This window comes from Flintibacter sp. HCN-6482, assembly GCF_037892565.1.
Lineage (GTDB): Bacteria > Bacillota > Clostridia > Oscillospirales > Oscillospiraceae > Lawsonibacter > Lawsonibacter aceti.
The window spans coordinates 732,530-755,861 of the sequence record NZ_JBBKBK010000002.1 but is presented as its reverse complement, the minus strand read 5'-3'; the positions used below and the strand labels follow the sequence as shown (position 1 = coordinate 755,861).

Below are 23,332 nucleotides of genomic sequence, written 5' to 3'. Positions count from 1 at the left end.
TTAATTTGCTTTTCCATGACGAAAGACATGAAAAAGGCCTTTATTTTCCACTAAAGGTCTGGGAAGCAAAGGAAACTTTGAGCTATCCCTTAAAAGGCGGCTTCATTATATCACGCTTCTTGAGAAAATCAACCCCCAAATCGAAATTTTTACTAAAATTTTGTGAACGAGGATTTTGTGAAAAAAGTGGGTCAACAGCGGACTTAGCCAAGAGCCACATCCAGGATCATCATAATGAGAAACCCTGCCATGACGCCTAGAGTGCCGGTATGTCCCCCTTCGGTGAGATTAGCTTCTGGGATGAGCTCCTCCACCACGACATAGAGCATGGCGCCGGCGGCAAAGGAGAGCAGCCACGGGAGCAGAGGCTGGATCGCCCCGGCAGCCAGTACAGTGAGCAGGGCAAAGATAGGCTCCACCACGCCGGAGGCCGCCCCGATGAGAAAAGCCTTTCTACGGCCCATTCCCTCCTGATGCAGGGGCAGGGAGATAGCGGCCCCTTCCGGAAAATTTTGGATGCCAATTCCCATGGCGAGGGCGGTAGCAGCGGGTAGGAGGGAGGGATCGCCACTGTGGGCAGCCAAAGCAAAGGAGATGCCGACCGCCATCCCCTCCGGGATGTTGTGCAGTGTTACGGCCAGTACCAGGAGGGCGGTGCGGCGGCGGGAGGTTTCGCCCTCTTTGCAGTGGAAGGATTCCGGTGTGAAGTGGGGGAGCAGATAGTCCATGGACAAAAGGAAAACGATGCCAAGGACAGATCCACCAGCGGCGGGCAGCCAACCGGGCATTCCCATGGCCTCCGCCTCCTCAATGGCTGGGATGAGCAGGGACCACATGCTGGCGGCAATCATCACGCCAGCGGCAAATCCAAGTAGGACGCGCTGAAGAGAGCGAGAGGACTGCTTGCGGAACAGAAAGACCATAGCGGCGCCGGAAGCGGTCATCAGGGCAGTGAACCCAGTTCCGCCGGCAGCCCATAAAAGTGCTTGTGTCACGATGTAATTTCCCTTTCTGAAAACGGCGGCGCGATGTCCGGAGCCGGTCCGCGCCTGTGCGGGTGCTTCCAGAATAGGCTATGCGCCGGATCAGAGAGGGGTGAGCCGGGTGACTGATATTCACCCGGCGCTCTATTCAAAAGACCGCCAGAAACACCTTGGCCATCCAGTAGCCGATGGCCATACAGCCAGGAAAGGTAAGGGCCCAGGCGAGAGCGATTTTGCCGGCAACGGACCAGTCCACAACACCGCCCCCCGCTGCTCCCACACCGAGCAGAGCGGCTGTGCGGGTATGGGTAGTTGAGACGGGAAGGCCCAGCAGAGTGGCGGTCATGAGGCAGAAAATATTGCCCAAATCGGCAGACAGCCCTTCTCGCGGGCCAATCGACACCATTTCACGCCCGACTGTTTCGATGATGCGCCTGCCCCCCATAAGGGTACCGGCGGCCATAAAGCCAGCACACAAAATCATAAGCCAGATAGGGATGAGAAAGGTCTGTTCATCTCCGCGACCCTGGGCCAATGCCGTCCCCAAGAGAAATACACCGAGAAACTTTTGACCATCTTGGGCACCGTGAAGAAAGGCAGTTCCTGCGGCTCCGGGAAGCTGGGCCAAAAGAAATGTATGGTTGGAAGCCTTTACATGTTTTAAGGCACTCTGAAACAACTGTCCAGCCCAGAATCCGGCGGCAGTGGACAGAATCAGACCGAGGAGAACCTTGGCCCAACTGTCCCAGCGGATACAGGAGAAGCCACCCTCCAGAGCCACCGCGGCGCCAGAGATACCAGCAATCAAGGCGTGGCTCTCACTGGTAGGAATGCCAAGTAGCCAGGCAGCCGCGGCCCAGAGCACGATGGCGGCCATGGCGGCACACAAAGCGGTAAGAGCCGCGCGGGAGCCGCCGCCAAAGCTGGCGATAGAATAGACGGTCTCCGCCACAGAAGTAGAGACAGCGGTGACACAAAGCACTCCCAGAAAGTTGCATACAGCCGCCAGCAGGACAGCCAAAGGGAAGGGGAGTGCTCCAGTCACCACTACCCCGGCGATGGCATTGGGTGCGTCGGTCCACCCGTTGACCAGCAGTACCGCGAGGGTGAGGAGAACAATCAGTGCCAGAGCTGGATCGCCCGTCAACTGGTCGAGGAAAGCAAAAAAAGACAGGGGCATGGGTTCACCTCCATGCCCCTGTTGTATGCTACTCCTCCTCCAGATATGACCGGGAGCCTCCAGGCGGGGGCGCATGGCCGCTGCCGCCGGCGGCCTGGGTGGAGGAGGCATGGGAGATGGAAGATTTTCCGTACTTGGCCCGAATGCTATCCATTGTTTCCTCCAGCTTTTCCAGCCGCTCTCTCTTTTTGTCCTGGCCGAAGGCCAACAGATCCAGCTGGGCCGAGACCTCCTCCTCCGGGACCAGAGAGAGTGCTGTTACAGTGAGGGCTCGGACGGGATGATCCATATTCCAGCAGCTTTTGGCCAATCCCATGGCGGCTTGACTGATTTCTCGGGCCAGATTGCTGGGGGAGTCCAGCCGCTGCTGCCGGATGATATCCCGAAAGGCAGGGTCCCGTATGGCAAGTGAAATACCATTACATTTCATGTGATACCGACGAAGGCGGGCAGCCACTTGGTCCGAAAGGCGGGTGATCCCAGCCTGTATATCTTCCTGCCCCCGCAGATCGTGAGAAAAGGTGAGACCATTGCCCACTGACTTCGGCGGGACGTACTGGGCGGCGGGTGTGACGGGGGAGCGGTCCTCCCCACTGGCAAAGTCATGGAGCTGGGCGCCATTTTTACCCAGCAGAAGAAAAAGTTGCTCCCGATCAAAGCGAGCCAGGTCGCCGATGGTGTGGATATCAAAGCGATCAAAAGTCCGGGAGGCGGCCCGCCCGACATAGAGCAGGTCGGTGACCGGCAGAGGCCATACAATCTGTTTAAAATTTTCCCGGGTGATGAGCGTGGTAGCATCTGGCTTTTTGTAATCGCTGCCTAATTTGGCAAAGACCTTGTTGAAGGACACTCCCACAGAGATGGTCAGCCCAAAGTTGCCCCGCACATGCTCTCTAAGCTGGTCCGCCAGCGCCTCCGGATCCCCGCCGAAGAGATGGAGGGTACCAGTGACATCCAGCCAGCTCTCATCGATCCCAAAGGACTCTACCAGGTCGGTGTAGTCCTGATATACCCGGTTGATCTGCCTGGATAGCTCACGGTATCGGTCATGGTGGGCGGGAAGAAGGACCAGTTCGGGGCATTTTTTTCTGGCCTGCCAGATGGTTTCAGCGGTCTTGACGCCAAAAAGCTTGGCGGGCTCATTTTTTGCCAGGATGATGCCGTGGCGGCTGTTCGGGTCTCCGCATACCGCCACCGGCAGGTGACGCAACTCCGGATGGTCCAGCAGCTCTACCGAGGCGTAAAAGCTATTTAAATCACAGTGAAAGATGACCCGTTCCACCGGACAGCGCCTCCTTTTCATTCAATAAAAAAATTATATTCCAGGCCAAGAAAAAAGTCAAACTAATGTTCGAATTTTCTTGACAGGAAAGGGGAGAGACTGGTAGGATAAGAAAAAAGGAGGGGAGAGGACATGGAATATATACCGGCTAAACATCTGCTCCATAGAAATAGAGGTACGGAGTGGTTTGGTACCGACCATACCATGAATATTTACCGTGGATGTTGTCATGGCTGCCTCTACTGTGACAGCCGAAGCAGCTGTTATCAAAATCCAGATTTTGATACCGTGAAAGCAAAGGCTGGGGCCCTCACTATTTTGCGGGATGACCTGGCCCGAAAGACGCGTCCGGCATTTATCAGTATGGGTTCCATGAGCGACCCCTATAACCCCTTCGAGGAGGAGCTGGAACTGACCCGTCATGCCCTAGAGTTGATAGACGCCTACGGATGTGGGGTGGCGGCTGCCACAAAAAGTGATCTGATCGTCCGGGATATCGACCTGTATCAGTTCATTCAGCGCCATTCCCCAGTGATCTGTAAACTGACGGTGACTACGACAGACGACGCGCTGGCAGCCAAGATCGAGCCGGGGGCTCCCTCACCCAGCCGCCGTTTGGCGGCGCTGAAGGAGCTGGCGGGAGCGGGGATCTTTTCCGGTGTCCTGCTTATGCCGGTCCTGCCCTGGCTGGAGGACAGCGTAGAAAATGTGCTGTCGGTGGCGGAGGCGGCTGCCGAGGCGGGAGCACGATTCGTCTATCCGGCCTTCGGTGTGACCATGCGGGATGGGCAGAGGGAGCATTTTCTAAACGGACTGGACCGGGCTTTTCCAGAACAGGGGCTGGGGGAGAAATACCGCCAGCGGTATGGAAACCGGTATACCTGCTCCAGTCCCAGAGCGGGGAAGTTGTGGGAACGATTTTCCAAACGCTGCGGGGAGCTGGGGCTGTTGTGTGAGATGCGCTCTATCATTTCCGCTGCCACCCGTGGATATCAGGATCGGCAGCTCACCTTTTTTGACTGATTTTTCCCCCGGTTGCCGGTTGGTTGCTGGACTTTCTCCTTCTGGTCTGCTACTATTTGACCAAGGAGGTGGGAAGAATGCCATTGGGAGAACGCCTGAAAGCACTGCGGAACCAAATCGGTTTTTCTCAGGAGATGGTGGCGGAGCGAGTGGGCGTGAGCCGCCAAGCGGTGACCAAATGGGAGTCAGGGCAGACGATACCCACCGGTGAGAATCTGGCCGCGTTGGCGGAGCTGTACGCCATCTCACTGGACGAGCTGATGGAGGACCGCTCCGGCTGGGTAAAAGATGGGGAGGACAACCCTATCCTGCGGGAAAACAGAACTGTGATGGCTATTTCTGCCCAACTGGGCGCACTCTATGCCTGTGTCTGGACATTACAGGATATGCCGCATGGAGAGCAGCTTGGGGGCGGCTACCTTTTGCCCCTGTTCGGAAATATCGTGATGTTGGCACTGTGCTCTATGTGGATGGTGTGGAACCTGTCCTTTGAGCTGGATTTGGACCGGCGGCGGAACAATTTGAAAATTGAGTTGCGCTATATGCTGGCACAGCTCCTTTTGACCGTCTTAAGCTTCTATTTTCATCTGGGCTTGGCCGGATTCCTGCTGTCTATAGCCATTCTGCTTTTTTATCTGCGTGTGATAAATCCCCGATATATGGGGAGAAAGCTGTGGTGGAAGAAACCAAAAAGAGCGGTCTGTAAGATGAAAAAGGGCTCAAGGGATGGCTCTTAATTGAGGTCCATCCCTTGAGCTTTTTTTGTTTTACCAACCAGGAACAAGCCAGCGCACAGGGCGGTAAAGGGAGCGACTGTTACCAGACCGAAGGAGCCGATGACGGTATGGATCATCTCGGCGGCTACATACTTATAGTTCAAAATATTGGAGATCGGCGTGCCTTGGGCCATAAATACCATCAGCAGTGCCACATAGCCACCGGAGTAGGCGAACAGCAAAGTGGTGGTCATGGTCCCCATGGCCGCTCTGCCTACGTTCATCCCGGATTTGGCCGCCTCCCACCAACTAAGGTCAGGTCGTTTCTCCACGACTTCGTGGACTGCGGAGGTGATATCTACGCTCAAATCCATGATCGCTCCGGAGGCCCCGATAAAAATGGAAGCCATGAAGATCCGGGTCAGATCCAGATGCTGATAGCCGGCATAGAGCAAACTTTCCGAGTAGGACATGACCGCCCCGTGGACCTGAAATAGGTCAGTGAACAGGATGCCCATGATACAGGTGACCAGAACACCAAGAGCGGAACCAGATGAGGCGGCCCAGCATCTCCGGTCGAAACCATAGACCAGGGCGATGATAAGCAGAGTGAGGGCCAGTGTTATGGCAAGGCCGACCCAGATAGGGTCCCAGCCTTTGAGATAGAGCGGGACCATCACCTTCCATATCATCAAGACAGTAAGGAGAAAGGAAAGCACAGCCCTTAGACCAGTCTTTCCCGCAAAGAGGACCAGCAGGAGGACAAATAGTCCGCCCATCAATAATTCCCAGGGCATCCGGTAGTGATCGATCATAGATACACTGAGGATCTGCTCCCCTTGGAAATTGATACGGACCAGAGCCTTATCACCGACAGAAAAGATCTTATCCTGTTCCAGAGAGCCGTTCAGGGTGTTTTTTCCCTCTACCGTCTGCCCTTTGAACTGTCCTCCTAGTACCTCAAGCTGACAGCGCTGCTCGCCGGACCGGACGAGCCCGGTATCAATAACGGTTGACTCATCGGTAGACAGTACCAGAGCCGGCTGAATATCAGATTCCTGAAAAACGATGTTATCCTCATATCCCGTGGGCAGGGCGAGCAGGACAACGGTGAGAAGAAGGCATACCCATACAGGGGCATGGTAACGAAGAAAATCAGCTTTCATCTGCTTTAACATATAGTGTTGCTCCTTGAAGAGAGAATATCACTGGGAAGTACCCGTATCTGGAGGGGGAGTGGAGGAGGAGAAGAAAAATGAAAACAAATTCGCCCGGTGAAAGGCGGATATCCGAAAGCTGCGGGGGTACCACCAAATGAAAATGCAGGGGTAAGCCCGCTCCAGTTGGATCGACTGGAGCGGGCCGTTGATATCGTGTTCTCAAGAGAGGGTTACCGAACCGCCAGCATCTGGGCCAGCTTATCGTAGATTGCAGTGTTGTCGTAGTAGCCCTTGAAGAGTTCGGCGTTGACACCATCCGCAAATACCGCCACGGGGAGTCCGGTGTGGCTGTACGAGGTAAAGGAAATACCGGATTTGTTGTTGAGGATGTGGGTGATGGTGACGGACAATGGTTCATAGGTGCCGTAGGCCACATATTCCTCCTGGTCGGCCATGCCGGTATCCTTCTCGTTGACAGATTTCTCATAGGCGGTCTTCAGCAGGCCCAGCTCATAGTCGGTGAGCACCAGACGATCGCCCGCCTCACCGTTGACTTTCAGGCCAAAAAGCGTTTCAATGTCCTTCAGAACAGTTTCAAAGGGAGTCTTATTCGCTTTGTAAGCGGCCACATAATCGCTGTCATACTTGGCATAGGAAATAGTTTGGCTGTTGAGCTGGCTGAGATAGGTGTCGTAATCAGTCCCGGCGAATCCAATGGACAAGCCGCCGGTCTCATGGTCTCCTGTGACCAGAATCAAAGTTTCTTCGGCGTGGTCCTTGGCGAAGTCGATGGCTACCTGTACCGCGTCGGCCAGGGCCAGGGTGTCATGAATCGAGGCGGCGGCATCGTTGGCATGGCAGGCCCAGTCGATTTTGCCCCCTTCGCACATCATGAAAAAGCCTTTGTCGTTGTCCAGTACCTGGATACCCTTTTTTACATAGTCTGCCAGGGACCACATATCGTCAGTCCTGTCCAGCTCATAGGCCATGGCGTCAGAGTCGGCCAGATGCTCATCCACGATGATAACGGGGCCGGAAGTGACCTGCTCCGCTTCCGCCTGAGTTTTTACCACAGTATAACCTGCCTCTTTGGCCAAATCATACAGGTTGTCCTTATCACCGTCTGCTCCGTCTGGCTTCAACAGGGCGCCGCCGGCAAAGTAATCAAATCCTGAGTCTATCAGCTCCAGACCGATTTCATAATAGCTGTTGCGGCTGGCCTGATGGGCATAGAAGGCGGCTGGGGTGGCGTGATTCAGATTGACAGAAGAAATGACGCCCACCTTCATACCAAGCTGCTCATGGACCTTTTCCGAAATGGTCTCATAAGAGATGGTAGCAGTTTCATCCACATTGATAGACCCAGAATAGGTCTTATGGCCGGTAGCAATGGATGTGGCTGTGGAGGCAGAATCAGGGGCGAAGGAGTTAGAGTCATAGGTCACAGCAGAGCCAGCTACGTCAAAGCCCATAAAATTCAGAGCGACAGGACCGTCCAGAATCGCGCCCTGGTTGTCATCCAGACTGGGCTCGGCCAGCAGGTAATCAGGATCGGCCATGGAGCCTAGATAGTCGGATGCGGCCTGGAACTGTGGATAGCTCATTCCATCACCAATAAACAGAAAGACATATTTCGGAAATTTTAAGGCTTCAGCAGTGGTCGACATGGGAGCGACCTGCGTGACCCCACTGGTTTGTACTGGGCTGCCTGCGGCATCCCTTGAAGATGTGCCGGAGCAGCCAGCCAAAGACAAAGCTGCCATGGCCAGCGCCAACGCGGCGGAAAAAAATCGTTTCATACTGTTTTCCTCCTGACTGTTTACACTTATTCTTGACATTGGGGACAGGTCTATTCTAAGGTCCGCCTGTTAAAACGGCTACAGCCTTTGGGTGAAAGATAGGTAAAAAGATAGATATGAAAAAACAGCGCGCTGCCAAGAAGCAGCGCGCTGTTGCTGTATCTTACATCATAACGCTCCCTTTGAGGAATGGGAAACGGAAAGAGGGGATCATCTTTTCTTCTTGGCCTTTCCGGAGAGATCATCCATATCTACCCGCCACACGGACGTGACAGAGAGGCTGTGCTGGATAGCGGCATTGAAAAGGCCCTCTGTCATATACTGTGGGGTGAGCTTCTGGCAGAGAGCCCGCAAGCCGTCGATCTTTTCCTGATCGTCCTCCACCAAAACTACAGTCCCGGTAACGATGGCGGACTGAAAATAGGTGGTATAGTTGTTGGGCGCCTCAAAATTGGGGTCGTCCTGGGCTACAAAGGTAATACATATGCGGGGACATCGTTTCAACAGCTCCACCTTGCGCCCCTCACGGGCACAATGAAAATAGAGGCTGTTACCCACACGGACAAAGGAGAGGGGAAGACAGTAGGGAGTATCCTCCCCGGTTGTCAGAGCGGCTACCCCGTGGGTGCAGCGGTCAATAACGGACAGACAAAAGTCCCGGTCCTGTGCGCGGTCTGCTCTTCTCATGATGACATTTTCTCCTTTACGAGTTTTGTGATCCATTCCGCTGGGTCAACAGTTGAATGATCTGCCGATAAAAGTCTGTGGGCTCATCCTGAAAGCACTGGGCCATGGTGTCCGCCTGTTTCCGTTCTGGGACCAGCAGCTCCAGATGGAGAAGCGGTGTGGTTTCATCATTGAAGTCAAGCTTGAGCGTACAGGTCCCGTCTTGATTCTCCGACACCTGGGAGCGGACCTGGGCTTCTCGGCGGAGAGCTTCGTTGACCTTGACCAGATTCTCGTCACAATGCATTCGGACCGAGTAGGGGAGGCTGCTCTCACAGATCTGACTGTTTCGCACCCCCTTTTCGGTGATAGAATAGCGGTCGCCTTCTTTGGACAACTGGCCGGTCTCCACCATATGTTCCACAGCCTTGGTCAGAGAAAAGTAGTCCACGCCCGCGTCGCACAGGGCCAGCTCCAGAAGCTGAAGAAAGGTAATGGGCCCGGCAGTCCGGGCCATGATATACAGAACTAAGAACTTCAGATCCAGCTCATTTTGAATAAAGCCGATGGGGGCCATGGTGTCCACTCCTTTTGCAAGAGGCATTAAGGTACACTCCATTATACCCGATTCAGAGGAAAGCCGCAAGAGTGGGATAGAAAAGAGATGGAGCCGCACAAAATACGGAGCGCCTCATAAGATGGAATGTAAGCGAAACCCAAAGGGGCGGCTTTGACCGTCCTTACCATCCAAATCTAGGAGGGAACCATATGCCAGAAAAGGTCGTGCCCGGCCCCGTCTGCGAAGACCGCAGTATCCGGGAGGCCGTGTGCATACACACGAAAAAAATCTTTGACTCCTGCAAAGACAAAGATTGTATTGAAGACATCCGCGTCTATCCTACCAGAAGTTCTCAGGCGGTCATCGACCGGGCCCAGTCGGTAAAAGCGGGGACTGCTGAACTACTGTATGCGTACATCGATGTGGAGCCCATCAATTTCAACCGGGGCTTCTATACGGTAGATGTGCGGTACTTCTACCGCATCACTGCTGACGCCTTCGTGGGAGCCGCCCGCCCGGTGGAAGTGACCGGGCTGGCCATCTTTGACAAGCGGGTTGTCCTCTTCGGAAGTGAGGGAAGCTCCAAGATATTCTCGACTGGAGTAGTAGGAGAAGGGCCAGAAATCCAAAACCTGCCTCAAACTAATCTGCCCAGCGCGGTAGTAGAGGCGGTAGACCCCATTATCCTAAACCTGAAGTTGATGGACGCCTGTAACTGCCACTGCTGCGACAATAGTTATCTGGATATCCCACCCGCTATTACCGCTGTCTTCCAAGAGGATCTGATCGTAGACGGCGATATACACAGAATGTTCGTAACACTGGGCCAGTTCTCCATCATCCGCTTGGAGCGGGATACCCAGCTTCTGATCCCAGTCTATGACTACTGCCTGCCGGAGAAGGAGTGCACCTGTGGCTGCGGCTGCGAGTGCCAGGAGGACCCCTGCGAGATGTTCCGTAAGGTTCAGTTCCCCTTCAACGAATTTTTCCCACCCAACAGCATCCAGAGCAAGGGGAATACCACCTATCAAGAGGTACGCTCCGGCTGTTGTAGCTAAAGCGGCAGGGTGCCGATAAAAAGGGCCGCCGCCACTCCAAACAGGAGGGCGGCGGCTCTTCCGCCTTTTTATTCTCACATCAGAGGAGCAAAGATACGCAGGATGCTGCGGTAGAGCTGGAGCAGGATGTTCAAATGTTTGAACCTTCGTGGAGTAATTGGCTCTGAACAGGTCAACGTCCGTTCAAAGTCCGCGCGGATATCTCGGATACAGGGCGCTTCGCACAACCAGACACCGTCCTCAAAGTGAAGAAACAGGCTGCGATAGTCCAGATTGACGGTGCCAACGGTAGCAAAACGGTCGTCTACCACAAAGTTTTTGGCGTGGATAAAGCCGGGGGTATACTCATAAATCTCTACTCCCGCATCCAGCAGAGGGGGATAGTGGGCTCGGGTCACCTCAAAAACGTAGCGTTTGTCCGGGATATGGGGCGTGATGATTTTTACGTTTACCCCTGACTTGGCGGCGTTGCACAGGGCGGTGTTGGTCGCCACATCTACCACCAGATAGGGGGTGGTGATATAGATGTAGTTTTTGGCCTTGGAGATCATATTGAGATAGACGGCCTGTCCCACCGCCTCACGGTCCAGAGGGGTATCCGTGTAGGGCTGTACATAGCCGGTCCAGGGCCGGACAGGAGAGGCCGGGGGACGAAACCGGTCAAAATTTTCATCCCAGCCACAGCAGTAATCCCATAGGGTCAAAAACATGACGGCCATAGACCAGACCGCGTCTCCCTCCAATAGGATCGCGCTGTCCTTCCAGTGCCCGAATCGCTTACGAATGTTGATATACTCATCAGCCAGATTGAGTCCACCGGTGAAGCCAACCTTCCCATCAATTACCATCAGCTTCCGATGGTCCCGGTTGTTCAGACGGAGGGACATCACCGGCAGGAAGCGATTAAATACCCGGCACTGGATTCCCTTCTTCATTAACACCTGGTCATAGTCCCGGGGAAGGGTGAACATACAGCCCATATCATCATACATCACACGCACTTCAACGCCCTGGGCCGCTTTTCGTTCCAGGATGGCCAGGATGCTGTCCCAAAAAATACCGGGCTGTATAATGAAGTATTCCAGAAAAATATAGTGCTCCGCCTTTTCCAACTCCTCCAGCATACGCGGAAAGGCCTGGTCCCCCAGAGGGAAGTATTCTGTTTCTGTATTCGTGTAGGAGGGACAGGCGGCGTATTGCTCCATATAGTGGGCCTGGCTGGCGGCGTCGCCGCCAAGGGAGATAAGGTCGTCGGACTTAAAGTCATCTTGTAGGGCAAGGGCGGATTTTTTCAAGATTCCCTGCATCCGCTTTTGCGTCCGGCGGGGGATGGTGCCTCCCCCCACCAGCAGGTAAAAGATACCGCCAAACACAGGAAAGGGCAGAATCAGGATCAGCCAGGCAATTTTGTAGCCAGGCTCCATCCTGCTGCAGATGATAGCTAAGGCGGCTAGGATGCTGATCACGATACAGCACCAATAGAAGGACTCTGTATATTCGGAGAAAACGACTACCATAATGACTAGCGTGGCAAACTGGGCCAGCAGGGCCAGACAGACAAAAACAGAGCGGTGAAACAGAATATAGAGCAGCTTTTTCACTTGACAGCCTTACCTCCTTTACGGCTAAAAATCAGTTTACAGGAAATATCTCACAGTGGAGAGTTCCATCCTTGATCTCAATAAACCCATAGCTGGAACGACTGGAACCCGGATTCATGACCCAAAGCCCGTCCTCCAGCTGATGGCACAGGGAGCGGTGGGTATGCCCAAAAAGAAGCACATCGACTTGAGCTGCTTTGGCGTCGGAAATTGCGTGGCTATATCCACTTTTTACACCCCACAGGTGGCCGTGGGAGAGAAGAAACTGTTTGCCGGCCAGAGTGATCTGGCGTTTCAGAGGCTCGGTAGTCCAGCCATCACAGTTACCGGGCACACGACAGATCGGGAGGCGCGGATAGATATCCGCCAGCATTTCAGCGTCCTGGAGCAGATCTCCCAGGTGAATGACCTGGTCTGGGAGATGTCTGTCAATGGCTGAATACATCCCGGACATGGACCGGTGGGAGTCGGAAAACACGAGAATTTTCAAATTTGTCACCTTACCATTCTAGCCGCATATACTGGAATGAAATCAAATCGGGAGTGAGCGATTGTGAATTTAAAACAGGGTCAAGACAATCTGAAAAAAGGGACTACTGCCGCTGATCTGGTGAAAAACCGTGAAGTGATCTCCAAACTGGCTAAATCCAGCGATGCCCAAAAGCTGATGTCGATTTTGAACCAGCAGGGAGGGGTGAAGGAGGCGGCCAAAGCGGCCGCTGACGGGGACCCCAGCGCCTTGATGTCTATGATGGACCGGCTGATGAGGAGCCAGGAGGGGGCGGAACTGGTAGATAGAATCGGACGCAAGGCAAAAGAGGCAGGGCTGGAATAGGAGAAACCACAGCCGGGTAGAAAGGTGGCGAGACCGTGGCCGAATTTGAGGAAAAATTGAACTCGATCCTGGGGAATGAAAAGGCCATGGGGCAGATCATGGCTCTAGCCCGGTCGTTATCAGGGGAGAACGGGCCCCAGGGGAATGGGACACAGAGCGCGGAAGAGGTCCCCGCCCAGTCTCCGGAACAGAGCGGCCCGTCCGATGGATCCTGGGACCTGTCCTCGCTGCTGGGGCAGATAGACCCGCGGATGCTCCAGATAGGGGTGCAGGTGCTGCGGGAGTATCAGAGTACCGATGATAGAAACGCGGCTCTGCTATCCGCGTTGCGCCCATTTTTACGAGAAGAACGGCGGGCCCGGCTGGACCGAGCCCAGCAGATAGCACGCATGACCCGCCTGATCCGGGTGGCCCTGACCGCTATGGGCAGGAAGGAGGAGGAGGGGAGTGTATAACCGCTACATATCAGAGGACACCCCTTATGTCCCTATCCAGGAGGCCGAGCACCCCCAAGGAGGGGGCAGATCCAACAGCGGAACAAAGGGCCATGGTCCGGCCTCCACAGGGGGCTTCAGGTTTTCCTCTCTATTTTCCGGAAAGGAGGGGCTGGGCGCTCTATTGGGCGGAAAAGAGGGGGCGGGAAGCCTCTTTTCATCTGGAGACGGCAGCGGGGGGCTATCCGGGCTATTGAAAGCCCTGAAGTTAGAAGACATCGACCCGGGGGATATCCTTCTGCTGCTTATCATCCTGTTTCTTTTGGTGGAAGGAGACGATCTGGAACTGGTGATAGCCCTGGGGCTGGTCCTGCTCATGGGACTTGGAGATCGGGAAGGTGAAGATTGAGGTATCAGGATGGGACGGCCTCCGGCCGTCCCATATTTTACCTGGTATATAATATGTCACCATTGGGCAGAGCGAAGGAGGCCTCCGCTGGACAGGGAGATATAACAGTGCCGTAGGAGGTCATCTGATAGACGAGCGCCCCCTCCTTTTCCAGCTCCGCGCAAATCAAAAGGCCGCTCTCCACGCTGACCCAGTATCTCTCCTGATAGGCAGGGTCTTCACGGGCCACTTCTACATAGACACAAGGAACTCCCTCACGAAGCTCATAGCCGGCGTGGGTGATCTCATCAGGATCTAATTCGGTCACGACCTCATAGGTCGGGATCCGCTGTGTCAAATCATGGGACAGGCTGTCCGCGGGAGTGGACTCCCAGCGGGAGGAGCCCTCATACCAGTAATAAAGAGTGCCATCCCCCACCAGATCGTGCCTGACCGCACCGGAGGGAAGCACCTGTCTGCTGTGGGACCAGCCGCCGTCTACCCAAGTCTGTACCGGAATAGAGGAGGAACCACCGTCCCAGAAGGTCGTGATGGTGAGTTCTCGGTAATAGCTGTCTTTGCGGGACAGAGTCCGAATCACGCTGCCAACAGTCTGAGGTGTGACCTCCACCGCCTGGTATTGTTCTAGACCAGTTTGAGGACCGCTGACATCGCCAGTCTGTCCGTCGCCGTTCACATTGGGCAGGACGACCGACGGAGTATTGAGGGCAAAAAGATTGCGCCCAAAACTGGTGAACATAGCAGCTACGATGAGGACGATCACAGTGATTGCGATTAAAAGACGATTTTTAGGTTCCACGTCCTCACCTCCAAGATTTTTTGGGATTAATAGAGCAGATGAGTCAAAACAGACTCAAATCAAAAATTCGTCCGGAGGCTCCTTGCGCTGGCCGAAGTGCCACTGGATAGCGTCCACAATCCGGCGGCAGGCCTGGCCATCTCCATAGGGATTGACGGCATGGGCCATCGCAGCGTAGGCGTCTGGGTTTTCCAGAAGTTCCTCGGCCATCGCTGTGATGCGGCTGTAATCCACGCCGGCCAGTCTAGCCGTGCCCGCCTTAACGGCTTCAGGTCGCTCGGTCTCCCGGCGGAGGACAAGAACGGGCTTACCAAGAGCGGGAGCCTCCTCCTGAAGACCGCCGGAGTCAGTCATGACCATATAACACCGGGCCATCAGATTGTGCATCTCCTCCACATTTAAGGGGGGGATCAGGTGGGCGTTTTCAACACCGTCTAGATGCCGATGGGCGCACTCCTGGACCACAGGGGAGAGGTGGACAGGGTAGACCAGAGATACCTCGGGATGAGTCCGGGCAATATAGGCCAGAGCAGCCATGATATCCTCCATGGGCTGACCATAGTTTTCCCTCCGATGGCAGGTAACTAATACAACTTTTCGTTTTTCATACTCCAACTGGTCAAGGAGCCTTTCTGTAAAGGAAAAATCCTTTTTCACTGTAGTTTGAAGGGCATCAATGACCGTGTTACCTGTGAGAAAAATCCCGTTGGTAATATTTTCACGGGTTAGGTTGTCCCGGTTTGACACAGTGGGACAAAAGTGCAGATCGGCGATAGATCCCACCATTTTTCGGTTCATTTCTTCTGGAAAGGGAGACCACTTGTCATAGGTTCGAAGGCCGGCCTCCACGTGGCCTACTGGTATCTTGTGATAGAACGCGGCCAGAGCCCCCGCAAAGGTAGTGGAAGTATCCCCGTGGACCAGTACAAGGTCAGGCTTCGCCTCCTCCAGCACCTGCTCCATGCCCAGCAGGCATTTAGAGGTGATAGTGGATAAGGTCTGTCGGGGCTCCATGATATTCAAGTCGTAGTCAGGTTTTAACCGAAAAATATCCAGTACAGAGTCCAACATTTCCCGGTGTTGAGCTGTGACACAGCACAGAGCGTCTATGCCGGGGCGCTTCGATAGCTCCAGGGCCAGAGGGGCCATTTTGATGGCCTCTGGCCGGGTGCCGAAGATCGTCATAACTTTCAGGTCGCTCATTTTTCAGACTGGTCCTCCTCACCAAAGAAGTTGTCGTTGCCAGAAATCTGTGTCTTGTGATGCCTTCCTGGGTCCTGAGGCGTATGCCTCCCGTCATTGTGTGTCAGAAACAGGCCGGCAGCCAGACCGCCGGCCGCGCAAAGCGCGACCAGAAACAGCATGGCTTTGAATACCCCACTGGTGGTCAGCACTACGGCGGACAGGCCTAGGATTGCACTGATGATATAGAGCACAGCGACTGCCTGCTTTTGGGAAAAGCCCATGTCGATCAGCCGATGGTGGATGTGCCCACGGTCTGGAGTCATAGGGGACTGCCCCTTGGATACCCGACGGAGGATTGCGAAACAGGTGTCAAAAATGGGCAGACCAAGCATGAGGAATGGGACCGCAAAGGAGATGATCATGTGGAACTTGAACAGCCCCTGAATGGACACAGAGGCCAGGATAAAGCCCAAAAAGGTTGACCCGGTGTCCCCCATAAAGATTTTGGCGGGATTCAGGTTATAGGGCAGGAAGCCGATGCAGGCGCCGGCCAGGGCGGCCATCAGAAGGGCCACATCCGGCTCAGATACAGTCAAAGCGATGACCAGCAGAGTCATGGAGCTGATGGTGGAAACTCCGCAAGCCAGTCCGTCCAGACCGTCAATCAGATTGACGGCGTTTGTGATGCCCACGATCCACAATACAGAGATGGGGATAGACAGCCATCCCAGCTCCCAGTAAGGCTCGCTGCTGAAAATATTAGGGTTGGAGAGGAACTCGATCTTATTCCCCGCCCACACGGCGACAAGGGCAGCGGCGATCTGTACCAAGAATTTAGGTTTGGCGGGGAGGGCATAGATGTCGTCAAAAATTCCTAGTATGACGATGATGACACCGCCTAAAAGCATTCCCCGCAACTGCTCCGTCAGCGGGACAAATAGGAGGACGCTGAGCATGAAGCCAAAAAAGATGGCCAGTCCACCCATACGGGGGATCGGGTGGTCATGCATCCTCCGCCCGTCCTTTGGGATATCCACCGCACCGACACGAAAGGCCAGCGATTTCACAACAGGAGTGGCAATCAGAGATACCACCGCGGCGGTTAGCAGGGCGGCCAAAGCCATCCCCACCACAGAAAGTTGAATCGGCATATCAAATCCTCTTTTGCGTTTTTCTGACCAGCTTTGCCCTTCGGGCCAAGCCGCAGAGGTAGATGAAGTGGCAAAATAGAGTCAGCGGGCCACAAAGCCTACCTTTTTATAGACCTTACGAAGCGTCTTGTTCGCTACATAGGATGCCTTCTGGGCCCCTTCGGTGTAGACCTTCTCCAGATAAGCCTTATCCGCCAAAATGTGGGTAGCCTCCTCCCGGATGGGGCGCAGGCACTCCACGACTGCCTCGCCCACAGCGGGCTTGAATTTGCCATAGCCTAGGCCGTCAAACTCGGCCTCAATCTCCTCAAAGGTCTTACCAGTGACGGCGGAATAAATGTTCATCAGGTTGGCCACTCCTGGCTTGTGCTCCGGGTCGAAATGGACGCATCGCTCCGTGTCGCTGTCGGTGATAGCCCGCTTGAACTTTCTGGCGATGTCCTCCGGCTTCTCCATCAGGAAGACACAGCCCTCTGGGATGGACTTAGACATCTTGGAATCAGGAGTAGTCAGTCCCATAATACGGGCACCGGCCTTCGGGATATAGGGCTCCGGCATTTTGAATACATCACCGTAAATCCCGTTGAAACGCTGGACAATGTTCCGGGTCAGCTCCACGTGCTGCTTCTGATCCTCTCCAACGGGGACAAAGTCGGGCTGGTAGAGGAGAATATCGGCCGCCATGAGAGCGGGATAGGTGAACAAACCGCCGTTGATGTTGTCCTTATGCTTGGCGGATTTGTCCTTGAACTGAGTCATCCGGGACAGCTCGCCAAACATGGTGTAGCAGTTGAGTACCCAGCCCAGCTCCGCGTGGGCAGGGACATGAGACTGGATGAAGAGAGTGTTTTTTTCAGGATCCAGGCCGCAGGCGATGTACTGGGCCAGCTGCTCCAGCGTGCGGCGCCGCAGGGCGGCGGGGTCCTGCCGGACGGTGATGGTGTGCATATCTGCCATAAAATAGTAGCAGTCGAACTCCTCGGCCCGGGCGGCCCAATTTTTGATGGCACCCAGGTAGTTACCCAGGTGCAGATCTCCGCTGGGCTGGATGCCGGAGAGCATTACTTTTTTTTCGTCCATCTGGTGTTGCTCCTTTATTTTAGGGCACAGAGGATAAGCGCCCATATAATATCATTTTATTTTAACACTTTATAAAAAGAATGGCAATAAAAGATTGAACGAAGAGGGATGATTTCCTTGTAGATGTTTTATTTCTGTGATAGACTTTTTCTGGAAAGAAAAATATTGGAATCGTTTTCTTCTGATACCGGCACATCCCATTTTTTCACTATGATTCAGCAAGGGGGGAGAGGAGTGTCGTGGTTTGTTTATATCCTCCGCTGTGGAGATGGGACACTGTATACTGGGATCACCGACGACGTAGACCGCCGCCTAGCCGCTCACCGGGCGGGCAGAGGGGCCAAATATACCAGGGGGAGAGGCCCGCTAGAGCTATGCTACACAGAGGCGCAGCCAGACAAGCCTGCCGCCCTGCGCCGGGAGCTGGCGCTCAAAAAACTGCGCCGGGAACAGAAAGAGAAATTAATCCAAACATGGCACAGGAGCGCCAGATAACTGGCGCTCCTGTGTGACTTATGCCTTGGGCTGTGTGATAATAGCGGTGAGGCCATCGGCTCCGCCGATGACGCCGATCTGCTCACTGTCCAAAGGGCTGAAAGATGAGACCGCGGGCTGGGGAATAGTGTCGGTGGGGCTATCAGCTTCACCGATGACGCGAAAAATGGTCAGGGAATAGCCGTCCAGAATACTGCTTTGGCTCCCCTCGGCGGCCACCGCGTGGTCAATGGTGACCAGGTCCCCAACATTCAAGGTGACTACCTCACGGTTTTGAGCGGCGGAGATGGAGTAAAACACGTCCTCTCCCTCCAGACGGACGAAATAGTAGGTGTTGCCCTCCAGCACAGCACTCCGAATTTCTGCCACAATGCCGCTGACCTGCGTCTGGGGAAGCTCTTCCGCCTGTGTTACTCCCTTTTCGGTGAGCTGACGGATATAGGCCTGCTCACAGGCGGTGACTGAGTTTCCAGTAGCCACGATATCATATCGGGCCACATTGACCATAGCGTAACTCTTTACCAAACTGGCTGCGTCCTTAAGGGGGATGAAATAGGTGGGCTCTCCAGCGATGTTCAGCAGCAGGGGGAAGGTAGCCTCATATCCCAAGTCCTGGACCACGCCCTGTGCAGAAGCCATGGCGGCATACTCTGTAGCGCCGGGAGCATCATAAAATTTGGTCTCCTTGGTCCTCTGGTTACTGAGCAGGAAGCCTAGGTTGGACTGGTCAGCGTTTGCGGAAGTAATACCAGTATACACATACACGTCATCGTTGAGAGCGATATAGTTATATCCCTCGGTGGTGACAGTCACACCCCGCTGGCCCAGAATGGAATTGATGAAGCCGTTGACCAGGGTTCCATGGTAATCGTACTGCTCCATGATCAGGGCGGGGGTATACACATTGTCTACCCAGGTTGGGACTTCGCTGATGTCGTAATAGACGCTCTCCCCGGTAATGGCGTCGCACAGTACGGCCCCCTGGATATCCCGGCCACCGAACAGACCGATGGTCTTGACCACTCGGGGAGCGATCCACCAGGGGTGTCCATCCTCGTCAATCTCAAATTGGGGGGTGTCAAAGAGAAAAGTGGGGTACTGGAAACGGAGATGGCGCATGATGTTCCGGTTCAGGGGCTCGGAGAAGGAGTACTTCATGCCCTCAGTCAAGCGAGTAACTGTGGCCTCCTGGGTGACCATGTCTACCAATACATAGGCGGGCAGGCCCTCGCTCCGGTTGGTAAACCACTTGATGAGATCAGCGTAGGCGATAGGAGCCACCCGGACAGGCCGCCCCTGGTAGTTGATCTGGGTGGAGTCATTGGAGTATTCAAACTGACTGACCATATCGCTGAGTGTACCCATCTGACGGTCGCCCAGATACTCGGCGGACTCCCGATCTAGAGTGGGGATCTTATCAAAAGAGATTTGGCTGATGTCTTCCGTGAACTTACCATCCTCTACTGTGAGCAGATCCCGGTAAGAGGACGCGCGGAAGATGGGCAGGGAAATGATCTGCCCCACCAGCGCGACCGCCAATACCACCACGAACAGGATGCCGACCGGAAGACAGCGGCTTTTGACAAACCGGACCCACTCCTTCAGCTTTTCAGCCGGGGTGCGTACCACGTTGTCTCTGGGGGCACCGGACAGCAAAAACACACAGATCACATAGACGACACATAGAAGGGCGAGGAAGGTGTAAAAATCACTGGACTGGGGATTGATGGCAGGCAGACTGACATAAAAGTAGAGGAAGCCAACCACCGCTGTGATGACCAGACTGAGAAGGGTGCGCCCAAAGCCTGTTTTGAGGAAAGGGGACCCAGACCGTTCTTTTTTCAAATTAATTCTCCTTTTATCATAGTTCTGATGGTGCTGAAAAAATATCATAATATATCATAGACGATTTTTTAAAAAAAAGCAATCAAGAGCGCATTAAAATTGGATAAAAACGGAACCGCTGGAAGAAATGAGAAAATAAAAAAACAGGGTTGACTTTTACGCAACGTCAACTGATACAATGCAGAGCAAGGAGGGAAAGCGATGGAATATTCGATTCAGGAAATGTCGAAGCTGGCTGGCGTGACCACCCGCGCGCTGCGCTGGTACGACAAGATCGGCCTGCTGAAGCCGAGCCGTACCGCTGAGAGCGGATACCGTTATTATGGCCCGGCTGAGGTGGACCGACTCCAGGATATCCTGTATTACCGTGCCCTCGGGGTGGAGCTGGCGCGGATACGGGAAAGTCTGGACGACCCCTCCTTCGACCGATTGTCTGCCCTGCGGAGCCATCTGTCCACGTTGATGGCAGAAAGGGCCAGAATCGAAAAGCTGATAGGTTCTGTAAAGGAAACTATCCTGTCATTGGAAAGGAATGATGTTATGATGGATGAACAGAAATTTCAGGCTTTTAAGCGGCGTGCCGTAGAGGAAAATGAGAAAAGATATGGGGCGGAGATCCGCCAAACATACGGTGACCAGGAGATGGACCAGGCCAATGCGTCTGTGATGGGGCTGACACAAGAGCAGTATCGTCAGTGGGAGTCTCTCGGTCAGGAGATACGCTCCAAACTTCGGCAGGCAGTAGAAATGGGTGACGCCCCATCGGGAGAGAAAGGGGAGGAGCTGGCGGCTCTCCATCGCCGCTGGCTTACGATCTCCGGAAATCAGTATGATGTGGACAGGCATAAGGGACTGGCCGAATTATATGTGGCAGATGAGCGGTTTACCGCTTACTATGACAGAGAGACAGATGGATGTGCACAGTTCCTGCGAGATGCCATCCTGCATTGGGCAGGTAAGCTGTAAGGAGAAGGAGGCGGGCGCCCGATCTGTTCGGGGCCCGCCTCCTTAAAAAATCCTTGACAAAAGCAGGTTACAGTTGTAGACTTATAAAGGGTTACAAGTGTAGACTGCTTTAGGAGGTAGGTACCATGCAGGACATAGCGGCCAAAATATCAGATTCAGAGCTGGAAGTGTTAGAGGTGCTCTGGGAGGCAGAGGAGGCCCTGCCCATCGCGCCCATACGAAAGCGGCTGGAGGAGCGCCGTGGCTGGGACAGCTCTACAATCAAGACTCTTTTGCGCCGCCTGTGCGAGAAAGGGGCGGTAGAGGCCAGAAGGAGAGAGTCCTTTTATTATCGCCCTGTCTTGAATAGGGAGGATTATCAGCGGTGGTCTACCCGCTCTCTGATTCAGAGGGTTTACCGGGGAAGTGCCAAAGATTTGGTGGCCAGCCTGGTGCGGGGAGATCAGCTGACCGATCAGGACTTAGATGAGCTGAGGGCTCTGCTGGACCGGGAGGGGAGCCATGGCTGATCACTTGCTGCTGCTGATGTCGCTGGCCCTTTCAGGAAGCCTGATGGCTGTGACAGTGGCATTTTTCCGCACCCTGTTAAAGAAACGAACCCCGAGAGCCTTTTGGTATTATCTGTGGCTATTGGCACTGCTCCGGTTCCTGTGCCCTCTGGGTACCCAGCAGAGCCTGAGTGACCGGCTGATGGAGCGGCCGGCGGAGCTTTGGGTGACGGTTTCTGAAGCAGAGGAGGGGCGGCCTGTTCCAGAAAAGGAAGGGGCCATCACGATTGCTGGAGAGGGAGATAAATCGGAAACGAAATTTTGGCCTTATGTACTGGCTGCCCTTTGGGGCTTAGGCGCTATCACCGCGCTGGCGGCCCGCTATTTTGGCTGCCGCCGCCTCCGGCAAGAGCTGGACAGAACGGCTTACCCAGCAGACGAATGGGAACAGGCGGTCTATCGGCAGTTGGCTGGCAGGCGAAAGGACGTCCCACTCCTCTTGCGGACAGGGGGAGTCGAAAGCCCTGTACTGATCGGCCTATTCCGCCCCATCATTTACCTTCCAGAGGAGAAGCTGGAACGACGCGCCCTGCTCTATGCCCTCTCCCATGAGCTGGTCCACTGGCGGCGCCGGGACCTGGCCTATAAACATCTGGTGGTATTGGTGACCTCGCTGTACTGGTTTGATCCAGTTGTCTGGCTGATGGCAAGGGCCATAGACAGGGATAGCGAGCTGTCTTGTGACCAGGAGGTGGTCAAAAATATGTCCCTGCACCAGCGGACGAACTATGGAAGGACGCTATTGTGGGCGGCGGAGCGCCAGGGCAGGGGAGTGCGTCCTCTCTCTGCACCCTTTGGAAGTCAAAAAAATTGTTTGAGAGAAAGGATTGAGGCGATTATGAAGGTAAGAAAAACATCAAAGCTGACAAAAGCGGCCCTTTGGGTGGTGACAGCCGCCGCAGCGATCTCTTTTGTAGTGGTAGGGGCCTACGCGGGCGGAGAGCGTACCTCCTCCGCGGCGGAACCGACTGTAGTACAGGGGCCTGTGCCGTCGGAGGAGGTGTCCGTCCCTGCCGAGTTGTCCTGGCCCTTTGAAGGGGGGCAAGAGGTCAAGATCAGTGCCCTGTTTGAAGGCAGAGTCCACCCAATTACCGGGAAGCGATCGGAGCATATGGGGATCGACTTCGTTTTGGAGAAGGAGACCCCCGTGCTGGCTGCCGCTCAGGGCACAGTGACCGAGGTGGGCTATAACACGGAGTACGGCAATTATGTGGAGCTCTCCCACGGCGGAGGTCTAAGCACCAAATACGCCCATCTTGTGTCTGGCGATTTCTTCCAGGAGGGCGATCAGGTCACAGCTGGTCAACAGATCGGGGCGGTGGGAAAAACAGGAAAAAGCACCGGATACCACCTCCATTTTGAAACGATGCTGGATGGAGTTTGGGTAGACCCTATGGACTATTTCCCAGAGGCGAGGGTGACCAACGGGGCGGCATAGGAAAGAAAATTGAAAGCTGAACCATCTGCGGGGCCGTTTTTCGGCCCCGTATTTTTAAAAATGAAACAAAATAGAGAAAACCCTTGAAAAGGGCTGGAATAGCGGCTATGATAAAAAAGT

General features: G+C 54.5%; 24 protein-coding genes. 10 read left to right on the top strand and 14 right to left on the bottom strand.

Translation table 11 applies throughout. The features are described from left to right. Window positions 1–203 precede the first annotated feature (203 nt). From WKS99_RS08715 to dinB, 3 genes are all read right to left on the bottom strand, one after another. Window positions 204–944, bottom strand: a complete 741-nt coding sequence (locus WKS99_RS08715) for a ZIP family metal transporter (protein WP_186852660.1) — start codon at window positions 942–944, stop codon at window positions 204–206. 187 nt (window positions 945–1,131) lie between these two features. After that, the gene (locus tag WKS99_RS08710) at window positions 1,132–2,163 is read right to left on the bottom strand and encodes an inorganic phosphate transporter (protein WP_240287607.1); all 1,032 of its coding nucleotides are present in this window, start codon (window positions 2,161–2,163) and stop codon (window positions 1,132–1,134) included. 28 nt (window positions 2,164–2,191) lie between these two features. Continuing rightward, window positions 2,192–3,445 carry a DNA polymerase IV gene (dinB, locus tag WKS99_RS08705; RefSeq protein ID WP_147571875.1) on the bottom strand — a complete coding sequence of 418 codons (1,254 nt, stop codon included), beginning with the start codon at window positions 3,443–3,445 and terminating at the stop codon, window positions 2,192–2,194. A 132-nt stretch (window positions 3,446–3,577) separates the two neighbouring features. On the opposite strand from dinB, the gene WKS99_RS08700 reads away from it, so the two are divergent. Beyond that, complete coding sequence (locus tag WKS99_RS08700; RefSeq protein WP_240287609.1) at window positions 3,578–4,468, top strand: SPL family radical SAM protein; 891 nt, start codon at window positions 3,578–3,580, stop codon at window positions 4,466–4,468. A 77-nt stretch (window positions 4,469–4,545) separates the two neighbouring features. Then, window positions 4,546–5,205, top strand: coding sequence for a helix-turn-helix domain-containing protein (locus WKS99_RS08695; RefSeq protein ID WP_340405750.1), 660 nt, complete (start codon window positions 4,546–4,548; stop codon window positions 5,203–5,205). Here WKS99_RS08695 and WKS99_RS08690 read toward each other — a convergent pair. From WKS99_RS08690 to WKS99_RS08675, 4 genes are all read right to left on the bottom strand, one after another. Continuing rightward, the gene (locus WKS99_RS08690) at window positions 5,202–6,362 is read right to left on the bottom strand and encodes a YibE/F family protein (protein WP_240287613.1); all 1,161 of its coding nucleotides are present in this window, start codon (window positions 6,360–6,362) and stop codon (window positions 5,202–5,204) included. The two genes, WKS99_RS08695 and WKS99_RS08690, sit on opposite strands and share 4 nt — an antisense overlap. A 212-nt stretch (window positions 6,363–6,574) precedes the next feature. Further along, window positions 6,575–8,143: an alkaline phosphatase gene (locus WKS99_RS08685; protein WP_340405749.1), complete on the bottom strand. Its 1,569-nt coding sequence runs from the start codon at window positions 8,141–8,143 to the stop codon at window positions 6,575–6,577. A 210-nt stretch (window positions 8,144–8,353) separates the two neighbouring features. Beyond that, window positions 8,354–8,830, bottom strand: coding sequence for a pyridoxamine 5'-phosphate oxidase family protein (locus tag WKS99_RS08680; RefSeq protein ID WP_340405748.1), 477 nt, complete (start codon window positions 8,828–8,830; stop codon window positions 8,354–8,356). Window positions 8,831–8,846: 16 nt separating this feature from the next. Next, window positions 8,847–9,413 carry a DUF4364 family protein gene (locus WKS99_RS08675; RefSeq protein ID WP_186852607.1) on the bottom strand — a complete coding sequence of 189 codons (567 nt, stop codon included), beginning with the start codon at window positions 9,411–9,413 and terminating at the stop codon, window positions 8,847–8,849. A 164-nt stretch (window positions 9,414–9,577) separates the two neighbouring features. Here WKS99_RS08675 and WKS99_RS08670 point away from each other — a divergent pair, with 164 nt between their 5' ends. Further along, on the top strand, window positions 9,578–10,426 hold the full coding sequence (locus WKS99_RS08670) for a hypothetical protein (protein ID WP_186852606.1): 849 nt from the start codon (window positions 9,578–9,580) through the stop codon (window positions 10,424–10,426). Window positions 10,427–10,500: 74 nt separating this feature from the next. Here WKS99_RS08670 and cls read toward each other — a convergent pair whose 3' ends face one another. Both cls and WKS99_RS13510 read right to left on the bottom strand, forming a co-directional pair. Beyond that, the gene (gene cls / locus WKS99_RS08665; protein WP_240287619.1) at window positions 10,501–12,027 is read right to left on the bottom strand and encodes a cardiolipin synthase; all 1,527 of its coding nucleotides are present in this window, start codon (window positions 12,025–12,027) and stop codon (window positions 10,501–10,503) included. 31 nt (window positions 12,028–12,058) lie between these two features. Then, window positions 12,059–12,472, bottom strand: coding sequence for a metallophosphoesterase family protein (locus tag WKS99_RS13510; RefSeq protein WP_366460873.1), 414 nt, complete (start codon window positions 12,470–12,472; stop codon window positions 12,059–12,061). A gap of 108 nt (window positions 12,473–12,580) precedes the next feature. Here WKS99_RS13510 and WKS99_RS08655 point away from each other — a divergent pair, with 108 nt between their 5' ends. The 3 genes from WKS99_RS08655 to WKS99_RS08645 are packed head-to-tail and all read left to right on the top strand — an operon-like array spanning window position 12,581 to window position 13,705. After that, window positions 12,581–12,862, top strand: a complete 282-nt coding sequence (locus WKS99_RS08655) for a hypothetical protein (protein ID WP_240287623.1) — start codon at window positions 12,581–12,583, stop codon at window positions 12,860–12,862. A gap of 35 nt (window positions 12,863–12,897) precedes the next feature. Further along, entirely contained in the window at window positions 12,898–13,317 is a 420-nt protein-coding gene (locus tag WKS99_RS08650; protein ID WP_240287625.1) for a hypothetical protein, read from the top strand. Next, window positions 13,310–13,705 carry a hypothetical protein gene (locus tag WKS99_RS08645; RefSeq protein WP_147571823.1) on the top strand — a complete coding sequence of 132 codons (396 nt, stop codon included), beginning with the start codon at window positions 13,310–13,312 and terminating at the stop codon, window positions 13,703–13,705. Before WKS99_RS08650 ends, WKS99_RS08645 begins: the two co-directional genes overlap by 8 nt. Before the next feature lie 37 nt (window positions 13,706–13,742). Here the strand turns inward: WKS99_RS08645 and WKS99_RS08640 are convergent, their stop codons facing one another. From WKS99_RS08640 to trpS, 4 genes are all read right to left on the bottom strand, one after another. Further along, window positions 13,743–14,504 carry a hypothetical protein gene (locus tag WKS99_RS08640; protein ID WP_147571822.1) on the bottom strand — a complete coding sequence of 254 codons (762 nt, stop codon included), beginning with the start codon at window positions 14,502–14,504 and terminating at the stop codon, window positions 13,743–13,745. A gap of 54 nt (window positions 14,505–14,558) precedes the next feature. Beyond that, window positions 14,559–15,707 carry a non-hydrolyzing UDP-N-acetylglucosamine 2-epimerase gene (wecB, locus tag WKS99_RS08635; RefSeq protein ID WP_340405747.1) on the bottom strand — a complete coding sequence of 383 codons (1,149 nt, stop codon included), beginning with the start codon at window positions 15,705–15,707 and terminating at the stop codon, window positions 14,559–14,561. After that, complete coding sequence (locus WKS99_RS08630; RefSeq protein WP_147571820.1) at window positions 15,704–16,840, bottom strand: MraY family glycosyltransferase; 1,137 nt, start codon at window positions 16,838–16,840, stop codon at window positions 15,704–15,706. Before WKS99_RS08630 ends, wecB begins: the two co-directional genes overlap by 4 nt. A gap of 81 nt (window positions 16,841–16,921) precedes the next feature. Further along, window positions 16,922–17,920, bottom strand: coding sequence for a tryptophan--tRNA ligase (trpS, locus tag WKS99_RS08625; protein ID WP_147571819.1), 999 nt, complete (start codon window positions 17,918–17,920; stop codon window positions 16,922–16,924). A 234-nt stretch (window positions 17,921–18,154) separates the two neighbouring features. Here trpS and WKS99_RS08620 point away from each other — a divergent pair, with 234 nt between their 5' ends. Next, window positions 18,155–18,415, top strand: coding sequence for a GIY-YIG nuclease family protein (locus WKS99_RS08620; RefSeq protein ID WP_147571818.1), 261 nt, complete (start codon window positions 18,155–18,157; stop codon window positions 18,413–18,415). A gap of 18 nt (window positions 18,416–18,433) precedes the next feature. On the opposite strand, the gene WKS99_RS08615 is transcribed toward WKS99_RS08620, so the two are convergent. Continuing rightward, window positions 18,434–20,260 (bottom strand): CvpA family protein, encoded by a 1,827-nt coding sequence (locus WKS99_RS08615; RefSeq protein ID WP_340405746.1) that lies wholly within the window; start codon window positions 20,258–20,260, stop codon window positions 18,434–18,436. Between the two features lie 201 nt (window positions 20,261–20,461). Between WKS99_RS08615 and WKS99_RS08610 the strand changes: the two genes are divergently transcribed. The 3 genes from WKS99_RS08610 (at window position 20,462) to WKS99_RS08600 (ending at window position 23,212) form a co-directional block, all read left to right on the top strand. Next, entirely contained in the window at window positions 20,462–21,226 is a 765-nt protein-coding gene (locus WKS99_RS08610) for a MerR family transcriptional regulator (RefSeq protein ID WP_240287631.1), read from the top strand. A 125-nt stretch (window positions 21,227–21,351) separates the two neighbouring features. Then, on the top strand, window positions 21,352–21,735 hold the full coding sequence (locus tag WKS99_RS08605) for a BlaI/MecI/CopY family transcriptional regulator (RefSeq protein WP_147571816.1): 384 nt from the start codon (window positions 21,352–21,354) through the stop codon (window positions 21,733–21,735). Then, on the top strand, window positions 21,728–23,212 hold the full coding sequence (locus WKS99_RS08600; RefSeq protein ID WP_340405745.1) for a M23/M56 family metallopeptidase: 1,485 nt from the start codon (window positions 21,728–21,730) through the stop codon (window positions 23,210–23,212). The genes WKS99_RS08605 and WKS99_RS08600 overlap by 8 nt, the downstream gene beginning before the upstream one ends. Window positions 23,213–23,332 lie beyond the last annotated feature (120 nt).